This window comes from Escherichia sp. MOD1-EC5189, assembly GCF_002966045.1.
In the GTDB taxonomy this organism is placed as follows: Bacteria; Pseudomonadota; Gammaproteobacteria; order Enterobacterales; family Enterobacteriaceae; genus Escherichia; species Escherichia coli_F.
The window spans coordinates 70,265-84,406 of record NZ_PTRX01000020.1; the positions used below are offsets into that span (position 1 = coordinate 70,265).

Annotated in this window: 12 protein-coding genes and 4 tRNA genes; all 16 read right to left on the reverse strand. The window is 52.7% G+C overall.

The window, feature by feature from the left end:
• Positions 1-68 precede the first annotated feature (68 nt).
• Positions 69-1,304, reverse strand: coding sequence for an anaerobic sulfatase maturase (locus ATB02_RS17295; protein WP_105271963.1), 1,236 nt, complete (start codon positions 1,302-1,304; stop codon positions 69-71).
• Between the two features lie 146 nt (positions 1,305-1,450).
• Positions 1,451-1,527: transfer RNA gene (locus ATB02_RS17300), tRNA-Pro, on the reverse strand.
• Between the two features lie 42 nt (positions 1,528-1,569).
• Positions 1,570-1,656: transfer RNA gene (locus ATB02_RS17305), tRNA-Leu, on the reverse strand.
• 20 nt (positions 1,657-1,676) lie between these two features.
• Positions 1,677-1,752: transfer RNA gene (locus tag ATB02_RS17310), tRNA-His, on the reverse strand.
• A gap of 58 nt (positions 1,753-1,810) precedes the next feature.
• Positions 1,811-1,887, reverse strand: a tRNA-Arg gene (locus tag ATB02_RS17315).
• A 102-nt stretch (positions 1,888-1,989) separates the two neighbouring features.
• Positions 1,990-3,375 (reverse strand): bifunctional threonine/serine APC transporter ThrP, encoded by a 1,386-nt coding sequence (gene thrP / locus ATB02_RS17320; RefSeq protein WP_000774737.1) that lies wholly within the window; start codon positions 3,373-3,375, stop codon positions 1,990-1,992.
• Between the two features lie 190 nt (positions 3,376-3,565).
• On the reverse strand, positions 3,566-4,306 hold the full coding sequence (gene wecG / locus ATB02_RS17325; RefSeq protein WP_001064038.1) for a lipopolysaccharide N-acetylmannosaminouronosyltransferase: 741 nt from the start codon (positions 4,304-4,306) through the stop codon (positions 3,566-3,568).
• Positions 4,307-4,308: 2 nt separating this feature from the next.
• Positions 4,309-5,661, reverse strand: a complete 1,353-nt coding sequence (gene wzyE / locus ATB02_RS17330) for an ECA oligosaccharide polymerase (protein ID WP_000055118.1) — start codon at positions 5,659-5,661, stop codon at positions 4,309-4,311.
• Positions 5,658-6,737, reverse strand: a complete 1,080-nt coding sequence (gene rffT, locus ATB02_RS17335; protein ID WP_105271964.1) for a TDP-N-acetylfucosamine:lipid II N-acetylfucosaminyltransferase — start codon at positions 6,735-6,737, stop codon at positions 5,658-5,660. The genes wzyE and rffT overlap by 4 nt, the downstream gene beginning before the upstream one ends.
• Entirely contained in the window at positions 6,734-7,984 is a 1,251-nt protein-coding gene (wzxE, locus tag ATB02_RS17340) for a lipid III flippase WzxE (protein WP_032185551.1), read from the reverse strand. Before wzxE ends, rffT begins: the two co-directional genes overlap by 4 nt.
• A 1-nt stretch (position 7,985) precedes the next feature.
• Positions 7,986-9,116, reverse strand: a complete 1,131-nt coding sequence (rffA, locus tag ATB02_RS17345) for a dTDP-4-amino-4,6-dideoxygalactose transaminase (protein WP_000612044.1) — start codon at positions 9,114-9,116, stop codon at positions 7,986-7,988.
• A 4-nt stretch (positions 9,117-9,120) separates the two neighbouring features.
• Positions 9,121-9,795, reverse strand: a complete 675-nt coding sequence (gene rffC / locus ATB02_RS17350; RefSeq protein WP_105271965.1) for a dTDP-4-amino-4,6-dideoxy-D-galactose acyltransferase — start codon at positions 9,793-9,795, stop codon at positions 9,121-9,123.
• On the reverse strand, positions 9,773-10,654 hold the full coding sequence (gene rfbA / locus ATB02_RS17355; protein ID WP_105271966.1) for a glucose-1-phosphate thymidylyltransferase RfbA: 882 nt from the start codon (positions 10,652-10,654) through the stop codon (positions 9,773-9,775). The genes rffC and rfbA overlap by 23 nt, the downstream gene beginning before the upstream one ends.
• A gap of 18 nt (positions 10,655-10,672) precedes the next feature.
• The gene (gene rffG / locus ATB02_RS17360; RefSeq protein ID WP_105271967.1) at positions 10,673-11,740 is read right to left on the reverse strand and encodes a dTDP-glucose 4,6-dehydratase; all 1,068 of its coding nucleotides are present in this window, start codon (positions 11,738-11,740) and stop codon (positions 10,673-10,675) included.
• Positions 11,740-13,002 carry a UDP-N-acetyl-D-mannosamine dehydrogenase gene (gene wecC / locus ATB02_RS17365; RefSeq protein WP_000006603.1) on the reverse strand — a complete coding sequence of 421 codons (1,263 nt, stop codon included), beginning with the start codon at positions 13,000-13,002 and terminating at the stop codon, positions 11,740-11,742. Before wecC ends, rffG begins: the two co-directional genes overlap by 1 nt.
• Positions 12,999-14,129 carry a non-hydrolyzing UDP-N-acetylglucosamine 2-epimerase gene (wecB, locus tag ATB02_RS17370; RefSeq protein WP_001364316.1) on the reverse strand — a complete coding sequence of 377 codons (1,131 nt, stop codon included), beginning with the start codon at positions 14,127-14,129 and terminating at the stop codon, positions 12,999-13,001. The genes wecC and wecB overlap by 4 nt, the downstream gene beginning before the upstream one ends.
• Between the last annotated feature and the right edge of the window lie 13 nt (positions 14,130-14,142).

The window sequence follows — 14,142 nt, forward strand, 5'->3', positions numbered from 1 at the left end:
AGCCGGATAAGATGCGTCAGCATCGCATCCGGCAATCAACCGCAGTCGGCCACAAAATGGCTGCTTTTTTACTTATTCACCACCATCAAATGCGCCTGCATAATGTCGCTGGCCGGGCGACCGTGCGCCAGCAAATCAGCCATGGCTTTAAGATATGGCGGTAGATGGCGGAAATAACGCTGATACCCGGCACACAAATAATTCAGCCCCGGCTTACCGCTGGCATCGAGCATAAAGCGGTGTTTCGGGCAGCCTCCCCAACATGCTTTTAACACGTTACAACTGCGACACTGCGCCGGTAACTGCTTAAATTTATCTTCTCCAAACACCTGCTGCTGCGGGGAATCTACCATTTCTGCAATCGTCTGCTGAAGCATATTCCCTAGTCGATACTGCGGATAAACATAGTGATCGCAGGCATAAACGTCACCGTTGTGCTCAACAATCACCGAGCGTCCACAGGTCGGCTGATGATGGCAAACCGCGCCCGGTGCGCCAACAAAATTGGCGAACGCCCATTCGATATTCATTACGAAAATCTTACCGACGTCGCGCTTAATCCAGTGGTCGAAAATCGCCACCAGAAACTCACCGAACTCATCGGGGCGCACCGACCATTCTGTCAGTTCCCCCTGAATATCACCAGGCGCATGTAATTTCAGTCCATTGCGGGCAGCTGTTTCATCAGCCAGGCGCTCCACCACCGGAATAAACTGGATGAACTCCACGCCTGCATTGCACAAAAAATCATAAACCTGTAACGGTTGCTGCGCGCTGGTGCGGTTGACACAGACCAGCACGTTATAGTCGACATGATGTTTTTGCAGGAGCATCAGGGCACGCATCACCAGCTTATGCGTGGGTCTGCCACCTTTGGTCACGCGATATTGATTGTGGATCTCAGCCGGACCGTCCAGCGATAACCCAACAAGAAAATGATTTTCTGCCAGAAATGCACACCATTCATCATCGAGCAGCACACCGTTAGTCTGAAAGCTGTTACTTACCTTCCTACCAGCACCATATTTCGCCTGTAGCGCCACGGCACGGCGGTAAAAATCCAGCCCGAGTAACGTTGGTTCGCCGCCCTGCCAGGTAAAAGCCACTTCGTTTTGGGGTTCGCTGGCGGCGATATAGTGACGGACATACGCTTCCAGCGTGTCATCGTCCATATGCGCAACTGGCTTTTCGCGGTAAAGGGATTGTTTTTCGAGATAAAAACAGTAGTCACAGTTCAGATTACAATCGGAACCGCTTGGTTTCGCCATCACATGAAAAGCACGCGTTGGAACCTGTTGCAGCATGGTCGCTCCTTGCCTGAAGTCATCCTTCAATACGTTAAGGGCGAAATCATACCGTGTAGCAATGAGTGATTACGGGCGTTTATTGCGAAGGGAGAGTGATGAAATGCACAGAAAACAAAAAACCCCGCCGAAGCGGGGTTCAAAATTGGTCGGCGAGAGAGGATTCGAACCTCCGACCCACTGGTCCCAAACCAGTTGCGCTACCAAGCTGCGCTACTCGCCGAAATACTGCTTTTTGAATTTTTAGTTCAATTCTTTAAAGTCGTGGTGCGAGGGGGGGGACTTGAACCCCCACGTCCGTAAGGACACTAACACCTGAAGCTAGCGCGTCTACCAATTCCGCCACCTTCGCATTGTCACAACTTCTAATAATGGGGTGGCTAATGGGATTCGAACCCACGACAACTGGAATCACAATCCAGGGCTCTACCAACTGAGCTATAGCCACCACTACAAATCTTGTTACGCGGTATTACTACCACCGCAGCTCAAGCGCCGGGACTAAATGGCGCGCCCGACAGGATTCGAACCTGAGACCTCTGCCTCCGGAGGGCAGCGCTCTATCCAGCTGAGCTACGGGCGCTTAGCGCCGTTGCGGGGGTGGATAATACGGACTTCCCACCCCTCTGTCTAGTCCCTTTTTAAATAAATTGCGCGTTTGGTTACGGTTTGTGCGTTTTGCTGCTTATTCCTCCAGTTTATGCGCTTTACCGTGGCGATTAAGCCCAAAAACTTTATAAATTGCCGTCACCGCCAGCATAAAGATGATGCCGACAAACAGCGACATACGCGTATCTTCATTAAAGTACATGCCGATCAAAACGCAAATCAGGAATGCCATTGTTACGTAGTTGGCCCACGGGAACAGGATTGAGCGGAACGGATGGCTGGCAATCGCCGCTTTGTGCGCTCGACGAAAACGCAACTGGCTAATCAAAATCACAAACCATGGCACCATCCCCGGAAGCACGCTGGCACTGTAGACATAGACAAACACACGCTGTGGATTGGGAATGATGTAGTTCAGGCATGAGCCAATTAACAGAATAGCAATTGATACCGCCACGCCTGCAACCGGAACACCTTGACGGGAAACTTTCGCCATTGCCGCCGGTAACTGACGGTTTTTCGCCAGTGCGTAGAGCATACGTCCACAACTGTACATGCCGCTGTTACAGCCAGAGAGCGCAGCCGTCAGTACCACAAAGTTGATAATACCCGCCGCTGCGGTAATGCCGATTTTGGCGAAAGTCAGTACGAACGGGCTGCCGTTGCTGCCAATTTCATTCCACGGGAAGATGGTGACAATAACGAAAATCGCACCTACGTAGAAAATCAGGATTCGCCACAGCACTTTGCCAACGGCACTGCGCAGTGTCACCTGCGGATTCTTCGCTTCACCGGCAGTAATGCCAATCAGCTCCACGCCCTGGTAGGACGCCACCACAATACACAATGCGGTCAGGAACCCTTTCCAGCCACCCGCAAAGAAACCGCCATGCTCTGTGAGATTGCTAAAACCAATCGACTGCCCGCCATTGCCAAAACCAAAGAAAATTACGCCCAGGCCAATGACAATCATCACGATAATCGTGGTGACTTTGATCATCGCGAACCAGAACTCGATTTCGCCGTACAACCGCACTGCCGCCAGATTCGCCAGTGCCACCAGCGCCACCGCGATCAATGCCGGTATCCATTGCGCCATCTCCGGGAACCAGAACTGGACATAAACGCCAATGGCGGTGATTTCTGAGATCCCCACCGCCATCCACATAAACCAGTAAGACCAGGCGGTGAGATAGCCAAAAAACGGGCTCATATAACGATGCGCATAAACGGCGAACGAACCGGTAACCGGTTCGAGGAACAACATTTCGCCCATTGAACGCATGATGAAAAAGACGAACAGCCCGGCGATGATATAGGCCAACAATACGGATGGCCCGGCCCATTTCAGGGTACTGGCGGCCCCCATAAACAGGCCGACGCCAATGGTGCCCCCCAGGGCAATGAGTTCGATATGTCGAGCTTCCAGCCCACGCTGTAGCTCTGGTTTGTTATCTGCCATAAATCCTCGTGTTGTGTTTGCATGCTTTCCGGTGTTACCGGTTATCGTTATGGGTACATCGAGTGTTGCGAATGTTTTCGTAATTCAGGAGAAATGGCAAATAAAGCATTAAAAATTTGAATGATTTGTGTAATAAAAAGACAGGCAGGCGACGAAGTGACCACTCCGTCGCTTTACAGAGAGAGGAAAATCAGAGGTTGCCGGTGTAATGCCAGCGTAAATAACGCAGCAAACGAAGCTGACGCTTAATGCGGCTCGGCTGCGAAAGCAGGCGGTAGAGCCACTCCAGCCCCAGCGTTTGCCAGATTTTCGGTGCGCGTTTCACGTGACCGGTGAAAACATCGTAAGTCCCGCCAACGCCCATATACAGCGCATCCGGATGCACCAGACGGCAGTCGCGCATGAAGATCTCCTGCTTTGGCGATCCCATCGCAACGGTGACGATTTGCGCTCCGCTGGCATGAATGCGTTCAAACAGCGCCTGACGCTGCTCGGGTTTAAAATAACCATCCTGACTGCCAACGATATTCACATTCCACTGATTGCGCAGTTTAGCTTCAGTTTGCGCCAGCACTTCAGGTTTACCGCCCACAAGAAATACCGGCGTCCCTTCTTTGCCTGCGCGCGCCATCAGCTCTTCCCAGAGATCGGCCCCGGCAACGCGGGAAACCTGCGCCTGCGGGTACTTTTTACGTACTGAACGTACAACGCTGATGCCATCAGCATATTTAAATTCGGCAGCGTTAATTAACTCCCTGACCTCGGCGTTATCTTCAATGGTCAGCATTTTTTCGGCATTAATGGCAACCAGCGTTCCCTGCTTAAGCTGCCCGTCAGCAAACAGATAATCGAGGGCGTGCTGCATATCACGCCAACCGATTAACTGTAAGCCACGCAACGTATAGGTCGGTGCCGTGGTATTGTTATTCATTGTTATCCTTCAACCTGCGTCCGGAGCGATGATTTTGTACGTTTATGAATGAGTCCGGCGCTTTCAAAAAGCCAGTACAACAGTTTTGCGATCATCAGACATGCGCCGAAGACCACGATAAAAAAGACTACGCGTGAGACAAACGAATCCAGCCCTTCACGCGCCAGTACGATCATATTGAAGATCGCCCCGAAGCAGAAACTGTGCAATATCGCAGCCTTATAGCGATTAGTTTCGCGATTGCCCAGTTCATACAGCCAGTCGAACCATTTGATGATCAGTCCAACCACAATCGCCCCGAGCGGGATGAACAACGCGCCGCCCATAACAACCAGTGAGCCTATAAGCGTAGGCGAGATCGCCAGCCCGGAGTGGTTATTCAGCACTTCCCAGGTAAAGTAGTTGGCGGAGTTCAGTACCATACTCGGGCGACCCGGCCACAGCCAGGAAGGGATAAAGACATAGAAATCGCGGACAATGGGAGCCAGGCCCTGGAAGTCGATGTTGTCGTAGTTCTGCAACAGCAATGCCAGATTCTCCCACGGCGAAAAGGTATCGCGGGTGAGATAGAGAAACGTATAGAACGCTTCATCGCCGCTCACATTCATTCCATAGCGTTTTAGCGCCAGCCAGAACATGCCCACAATCCCCAGCACGCCCGCCGCCGCCAGCATCCACAACGAAATCCAGCCGCGAATAATGCCAATAAACAGGAAGATAGCAAATGCGATGATAATATTGGCGCGAGTGCCGCCGACAATCATGTAAGTCAACAAGCCAAACGCTACCGTGCTAACGAGGAAAAACAGCCACGCTTTGCTGTCCTGGCGCAGAAAGTAGACCACCAGCATTGCCGGAATGAAAAAGTAAAAGAAGCGCTTTAACGCCACGCCGGAGACTTCGCTGGAAAAGATCTGACTGTAGGAGTTAAGCCGGAACAGCAAAAATCCGTTGTGCATGAAGAAGATGCCGACGCTCACCAGTGCAATGCCCATCAGAATCACCCATGTGAGATTGGTCTCCACGCGGTTCATGGTAAACAATGGGCGGCGCGGTACATCGGTAGTGCGTTTGCGTAGGCGGGTTTTGTAAGTGACGTAGTAAACCGCATAGAAGCAGCCCGCAGAAAGCAACGCCTGTAACAAGATTTCTGGCGGCGCAACACCAACATCAAAGCGAAATACCAGCACGCTGGTCAGCGGGAAGCCGAAGAAAAAGGTGAGCAAAAACAGCAATGAAAAGAAGACATTGAAGTTAAAGCGCACACGGCGAAACTCAAACCAGGTCAGCGTGGCAATAAACAGCGTGCAGAGCAGCCAGACAACAAACAGGCCACTGAATTGCAGCAGACTCATGCGACCTCCCCGGCGGCAATCGCCAACGCCCGCTGCCAGCCTTGTAGATAGTTAGGGCTAAAGAAGGCAATGGTGTTTTTATCCACCGACGCCAGCTGGCGCTGTGCTTCACGCACAATATCCTCGTTGAGATCGTCGGTAGTAAACAGCACCGGCAAATGCTGTTCCGTCATATCCTGCCAGAACGGATTTTCCCGGTTAAGCACACAAGGAATACCCGCCTGAATCAGTAAGCACAGCGTACCAATGCCCTGCTGGCGGGCAAAAATAAAGTAACCGAGATCGCACTGACGAAGTAGCGCCAGATAGGCATCAAATTCCAGTTTTTCGCTCAGAACTTGCAGATTTTCTTCGCTGAATAACGCCAGCCCCGCCTGACGAACTTCATTGATATATGCATCGTTATTGGGTGGATATCCCATCGGCACCACGACTTTTACCGTATCGCCAAATTGCTGATGAACGGCGCGTAAGGCGGCGACATGCTCATTGCTGCGGTCGCCGGAGTTCCCCACCAGAATGGTCATTTTCCCTTCACGTTGGCGATCGTTCGCCATCGTATTGAGAGAAGGGTCCATCCGCGTCGGGAAGTACAGCAGTTCGCCCCGCACCTTTGGATGCGTTTTGGCAAAAAAACTCAAATCACCGCGGGTGGCAAATACACAGCCGACTCGCTTTTGCGCCAGACGGCGCAGCGGATAAAAAAGCTTATATCTCAAGCCACTGGAAAGCTCATACAGGTCTGCCCCCCAGATATGCCAGTAAAACTGGCTGGGCTTAATGCCACCACTCAGCAGAGCCAGCCACAGTTTGGGATTGAACTGACCGTGGAAAAAAAATCGCTGCTGACGGTTAGCTTTTGCTTTCGCGATGACCGCTTCCGCCAGCGATTTTTTCCCAGGGAAAAATTGCACAGAAAGCGCCGGACAGCTCTCACTTAAGCCGTCGTCCTTGCCAACAACCATAAACTCGCGCGCGTGCTCGCTCGTCGTGGCCAGCGCGTCGTTGAAAAACCGCAGAACGGTTCGGTTATGGTGAGGGATATCCGATCCCAGTACGTGAATCAGTACAGTCATGCCCGCCTACGCCAGAGTAAAAACACGCCACAACAAAGAGAAAAATAGACGATATAGGTTGCCATATAGGCCTGCGCCGCGCCCAGTGCACCATGCGCAGGGATTAGCCAGTGGGCAAATACCATCAATAAAGTGAACTGGCTGACTTCCGCCAGAATATAAAACCGCAGTGACGCTTTGGCGATCACCAGATAACCAAAGACATAAGCGCCCACTTTTAACACATCACCCACTAACTGCCAGGCAAAGAGATCGCGCATAGCGGTAAATTTATTCGACAACAGCAGCCAGATAGCAAAATCACGCAGCAACCAGACGGTAAAACTCGCCGCCGCCACTGCCGGTAAGACGAATTTCAGCGATTTAACCACTTCCCGGGTGATATCGCGCTTTTCCGTTAGCCGCGACAACGTAGGCAGCAAATATACGCTGAACGATGCCGTAATAAATTGCAGGTAGGCATCGGAAATACTGCTCACCCCTTGCCAGATACCCACTTCATCCCAGCTATACTGCGCCGCCAACAGTTTACGCATCATGATGTACGCAACGGGCAAGGTCACCGACGTAATCAACGCCATGAGCGTAAATTTGCTCAACTGCCCTGCCAGGCCGTTATCCCAGCTGGGTTTCAGATAGCTTAACGGGATGGCACCACGTTTGATCAACATGATGACGGCAGGAATCACCACCAACGCGGGAATCAACGCCAGCCCCAGCAACGCCCCTTCATAACCACCCAAACGGTAACTGACATAATAAGCAATTACGCCAATCAGGCTGCCGACAATCAGCGATAACGCATTACCTGCAGCATCGCGAAAGCCTTTCATCAGCGCCAGCAACAGGTTGCCCCAGGCGATCCCCATTTGCACCAGCGCCACTAAACGCACCAGCCCCACATAGTCGGTATTACCAAACAATCCCTGGCTAATTGGCGCTGCCGCCAGCACAAAAACCAGCGCCATCAGCGTAGAGAAACCAAGCACCATCGCTGATGAAGTGCCGACCACGCGGCGCAGCTGCTGCGGATTATCATGGTACTGGGCAACGTATTTGGTTACGCCGTTAAAGATGCCTGCACCAGCAAGCACGCCAAGCACGGTAATCAACTGGCGGAAATTTGCCGCCAGCCCAAGCCCCGCAGGACCAAATGACACCGCCAGCAACTTACCGACCAGTAACCCGGCACCAATCTTGACCAGTGTACTGGCCGCCGTCCACAAGGACGCTTTTGCCAACGACATATCAGGAGAAGTAGTTCAACAAGGTCGCAATTACCGTGCGCTGATTGACGGGCGACAGGTTGTAGAACAACGGCAGGCGCAGCAGGCGCTCGCTCTCTTTGGTGGTGTAGCGATCTTCACCGTGGAACTCACCAAAGCGTTCCCCCGCAGGGCAACCGTGCAGCGGAATGTAATGGAACACCGCCATGATTTCCGCTTCTTTCAGAAAGTTAATCAACGCGCTCCGGTCATCAATATCCCGCAGTTTAATGTAGAACATATGCGCGTTCTGCACGCAGCCATCGGGAATCGATGGCAGCTCGATACGCCCGGCTTTCGCCAGAGGCGCTAACGCATCGTAGTAGTTTTGCCACAGCGCCAGACGTTGCTGGTTGATACGATCCGCTGCTTCCAGTTGCGCCCACAGGTACGCAGCTTGCAGATCGGACATCAAATAGCTGGAGCCAATATCGCGCCAGGTATATTTATCGACCTGACCACGGAAGAACTGGCTGCGGTTTGTGCCTTTTTCACGGATGATCTCGGCTCGTTCGATTAACGCTTTATCGTTAATCAGCGTCGCGCCGCCTTCACCGCCCGCCGTGTAGTTTTTGGTTTCATGGAAGCTAAAGCAGCCAATATGACCAATGGTTCCCAGCGCACGCCCTTTATAAGTGGACATCACGCCCTGAGCGGCATCTTCCACCACAAACAGATTATGCTTTTTCGCCAACGCCATAATGGTGTCCATTTCGCAGGCCACACCCGCGTAATGAACCGGCACGATAACGCGCGTTTTGTCGGTGATCGCTGCTTCAATCAACGTTTCGTCGATGTTCATGGTGTCCGGGCGAACATCCACAAAAACGATTTTTGCGCCACGCAGCACAAAGGCATTGGCGGTGGAGACAAAGGTGTAGCTCGGCATGATCACTTCATCGCCAGGCTGGATATCGAGCAGCAGCGCCGCCATCTCAAGCGAAGCGGTGCAGGATGGTGTCAGTAACACTTTGGCGCTGCCAAAACGTTGCTCCAGCCACTGCTGGCAGCGACGGGTAAAACCGCCATCGCCACACAGTTTGCCGCTACCCATTGCCGACTGCATATAGTCGAGTTCGGTTCCCACCACCGGCGGTGCGTTAAATGGAATCATGTGATCACCTGTATAACCAGTACGCGGTGCTTTCTACATTCGCACCACTTTGTATGTATCGTTTAAGCGCGGCGGTGTTGCCCATCTGGGTCGCCACCCGCAAAGTTGTTTTACCGCGAGCATACGCCCAGTTTAGCGCTGTTTGCATCAGCTCAGCACCTGCACCGCGTCCAGCCAGCAGGCCAATTCGCGCATCTGTCGCATTGAGTTCCCGTAAAGAGACATAGCCGCGAATATCGCCGGACGCCGCACGTAAAATCAGACATTGATGATCAAAGGTGCCGCGCACGGCATTTTCAATCCACTGCGCATAAAAGCGACCGCTGGCGTCAGGCGCATACCATGGCGCACGAAAACGGCTTTGCGCAAATGCGGCGCTGGCTAACTGACGTAATGCGGGAATATCTGTCTCTTGTGCCACTTCTGCGCCGCTATCACTGACATTGTTCACGGGTAGCGCCAAATCAACTTCACCTTCAACCAGGCAGAATCCCAGCTGTTGCAAGGCATCCAGCTCAACAGTATTTGATGCAGCAATTTTGGCCTGCACTCGTGACCACGGCGCTAAAGCGTCTGGCGTCAGGAGTGGCGCATCAGGAGTGATGCGCACGATAGCGCTGTTAACGCCAAAGAAGGCATTTTCCCAGGCTAGTGGTTCAATACTGGCGCGGACGGGCACGGAGTAACTCCAGCAGATATTGGCCGTAGCCAGTTTTCGCTAATGAACTGGCAGCACGCTTCACACCTTCGTCATCGAGCCAGCCGTTACGCCAGGCAATCTCTTCCAGGCAGGCAATCTTAAAGCCCTGGCGTTTTTCCACCGTCTGTACAAAGGTACTGGCTTCAATCAGGCTGTCGTGTGTGCCGGTGTCCAGCCAGGCAAATCCGCGCCCGAGCAGTTCAACGGTCAGGTTGCCTGCATCGAGGTACATCTGGTTGATGGAGGTAATCTCCAGTTCACCACGCTCCGACGGTTTCACCTGCTTTGCGTACTCCACAACTTTACTGTCGTAGAAATAAAGCCCGGTCACCGCCCAGTTTGATTTTGGCTGTTTTGGCTTTTCTTCCAGAGAGATAGCGCGGAAATTGTCGTCAAACTCCACGACGCCAAAGCGTTCTGGATCCATTACCTGATAGCCAAATACCGTCGCCCCTTGCGTGCGCGCCGCAACATGACGCAGCTTCGGACTGAAGCCCTGGCCGAAGAAGATGTTATCGCCCAGCACCAGACAAGATGGTTCACCATTAAGGAAGGTTTCACCGATGATAAATGCCTGCGCAAGACCGTCCGGGCTGGGCTGTTCGGCATATTCCAGCTGGATACCGAACTCACTACCATCGCCCAGCAGGCGCTGGAAATAACCTTTATCTTCCGGCGTGGTGATGATGAGAATTTCGCGGATACCGGCCAGCATCAGCACCGACAGCGGATAGTAAATCATTGGCTTATCGTAAATCGGCAATAGTTGCTTCGATACGCCGCGCGTAATCGGATGCAATCGGGTGCCGGAACCGCCCGCCAGGATAATACCTTTCATGTTTGCCTCCGCTGAGAATTAGCCGTTCAGACCTAAACGCTCACCCTGATAGCTGCCGTCCTGCACCTGCTTCCACCAGCTTTCATTAGCCAGATACCACTGCACTGTTTTACGCATTCCACTTTCAAAGGTTTCCTGCGGCAGCCAGCCAAGTTCACGGGCAATTTTCGAAGCATCAATGGCATAGCGTAGGTCATGCCCTGGACGGTCAGCGACAAAGGTGATCAGATCGCGATAGTGCGCCACACCGTGCGGTTTATTCGGGGCCAGTTCTTCCAGCAGCTCGCAAATGGTTTCCACAACCTCGAGATTCTTACGCTCGTTGTGACCACCAATATTATAGGTTTCACCGACTTTCCCGGTGGTCACCACGCAATACAGCGCGCGGGCATGATCTTCAACATATAACCAGTCACGGATTTGCTGCCCATTGCCATATACTGGCAGCGGTTTACCCGCCAGCGCGTTGAGGATCATCAGCGGGATCAGTTTTTCCGGAAAGTGGTAAGGACCGTAGTTATTAGAGCAGTTGGTAATCAACGTCGGTAGACCGTAGGTCCGCAGCCAGGCGCGCACCAGATGGTCGCTGCTGGCTTTTGAAGCAGAATAAGGGCTGCTCGGCGCATACGGCGTGGTTTCGGTGAAGAAATCATCTGTGGAATGCAGGTCACCGTATACTTCGTCGGTGGAGATATGATGAAAACGGAACGCCGATTTTTTGTCTTCTGCCAGCGCATTCCAGTAAGCCCGCGCCGCTTCAAGCAGTGTATAAGTCCCGACAATGTTGGTTTCGATAAACGCTGCCGGGCCGTCAATAGAACGGTCAACATGGCTTTCAGCTGCCAGATGCATGACGCAGTCTGGCTGATGTTCTGTGAAAACGCGCGCCAACTCTGCCCGATCGCAGATATCAACTTTCTCAAAGGCAAAGCGATCGCTTTGCGCGACTGGTACCAACGACATCAGGTTTCCAGCGTAGGTCAGCTTATCGACCACCACCACCGCATCGTTCGTCTCGTTGATGATATAACGCACCAGCGCCGAGCCAATAAACCCGGCACCGCCTGTTATCAGAATCTTTCTCATTAGCGCCAGACTCCTTTGGCATCGACGACATACTGCTGATGGACGTTGTCGCCATTGATAACTTTGAACTGACTATGATCGACCAACATCACCAGCACATCTGCCGTTGCCAGCGCCTCGTCAAGCTGCGCCAGAGTACAAAGCCCATTCAGTTTGTTCGGCAACTGGTGAATGTTAGGCTCAACAACCAGCGTTTCGCCGCTGTGCCACTGAGCGATCAATTCAGCGATTTCCATCGCCGGACTTTCGCGCAGGTCATCAATATTCGGTTTAAACGCCAGACCAAAGCAGGCAATTTTCAGCTCACTGGCGCGTTTATCGGTAGCGGCCAGGCAGTCGGCAACCGCCGCTTTGACCTGATCAATCACCCAGAACGGTTTGTGATCGTTCACTTCACGCGCGGTACGGATAAGCCGCGCCTGCTGCGGATTCTGTGCCACGATAAACCACGGATCAACAGCGATGCAGTGACCACCCACGCCAGGGCCAGGTTGAAGAATATTGACGCGTGGGTGGCGATTCGCCAGGCGAATCAGTTCCCAGACGTTAATCCCCTGATCGGCGCAAATCAGCGACAGTTCGTTAGCAAAAGCGATATTCACATCGCGGAAGCTGTTTTCGGTGAGCTTACACATTTCCGCCGTCCGCGAGTTAGTGACGACACACTCACCTTCGAGGAAAATTTTGTACAGTTCGCTGGCACGGGCCGAACAAACCGGCGTCATACCACCAATCACGCGATCGTTTTTAATCAGCTCGACCATAACCTGGCCCGGTAACACGCGTTCCGGGCAGTAAGCAATGTTGACGTCCGCCTGCTCGCCCACCTGCTGTGGGAAAGTCAGGTCCGGACGCATCTCTGCTAACCATTCTGCCATCTTCTCGGTTGACCCCACCGGCGAGGTGGACTCAAGGATCACCAGCGCGCCTTTTTTCAGCACTGGCGCAATGGAGCGAGCAGCCGATTCAACGTAAGCCATATCAGGCTCATGATCGCCTTTAAACGGCGTGGGTACAGCAATCAGCCAGGCATCCGCTTCAACCGGCGTCGTGCTCGCTCGTAAAAAACCGCCTTCTACGGCAGTTTTTACTACGCTCGCCAAATCAGGCTCGACGATATGGATTTCGCCACGATTGATGGTATCAACCGCGTGTTGGTTGATATCAACACCAATCACCTGTTTTTGCCGGGAGGCAAACGCTGCCGCCGTTGGCAGTCCAATGTAACCCAGTCCAATGACAGAAATGGTCGCAAAACTCATAGTGATATCCGATTATTTTTTAACGCTTCCAGAATGCGAGAGCATGCCTGACCATCACCATACGGGTTATGGGCGCGGCTCATGGTTTGATATTCGTTTTCGTCTTTTAAAAGACGCGTCACTTCCTCGACGATTCGCTGCTTATCCGTGCCGACCAGACGCACCGTACCCGCCTTCACTGCTTCCGGACGTTCAGTGGTTTCACGCATCACCAGCACTGGTTTCCCCAGCGAAGGCGCTTCCTCCTGAATGCCGCCTGAGTCAGTCAAAATCAGCCAGGCGTGGTTCATCAGCCAGACAAACGGTAAATACTCCTGAGGATCGATCAGAATGACATTTTTCACGTGCCCCAGAATGCGATTGACCGGCTCTCTGACGTTCGGGTTGAGATGCACCGGATAGACAATTTGGATGTCCTGGTGCGTGGTGGCGATGTCTGCCAGCGCATGGCAGATTTCTTCAAAGCCACGACCAAAACTCTCACGTCTGTGACCGGTCACCAGAATCATCTTTTTATCGGGGTCGATAAACGGGTAATTTGCCGCCAGCTCTGAACGCAGCGTGTCGCTGCTCATCACCTGGTCACGCACCCATAACAGTGCATCAATAACGGTATTACCGGTAATGAAGATTCGGCTGTCAGCAACGTTTTCACGCAGCAAGTTTTGCCGGGACGTTTCGGTTGGAGAGAAGTGATACATCGCCAGATGCCCGGTCAATGTACGATTTGCCTCTTCCGGCCACGGCGAATAGAGATCGCCCGTGCGCAGACCAGCCTCAACGTGACCAACAGGAATACGCTGATAAAACGCTGCCAGGCTGGTTGCCAGCGTCGTCGTCGTATCACCGTGAACCAGCACGACGTCTGGTTTGAACTCGGCAAGAATAGGTTTTAGCCCTTCCAGAATCCGACAGGTTATCTCTGTCAGACCCTGTCCTGGCTGCATTATGTTGAGATCGTAGTCAGGTACAATGGAAAAGAGTTTCAGCACCTGATCGAGCATCTCCCGATGCTGCGCAGTGACGCAAACTTTAGCCTCAAAAAAAGGATCTTTTGCCAACGCATGCACCAACGGTGCCATCTTGATGGCTTCCGGGCGCGTACCAAATACAGTCAGTACTTTCACATCGATTCTCTTC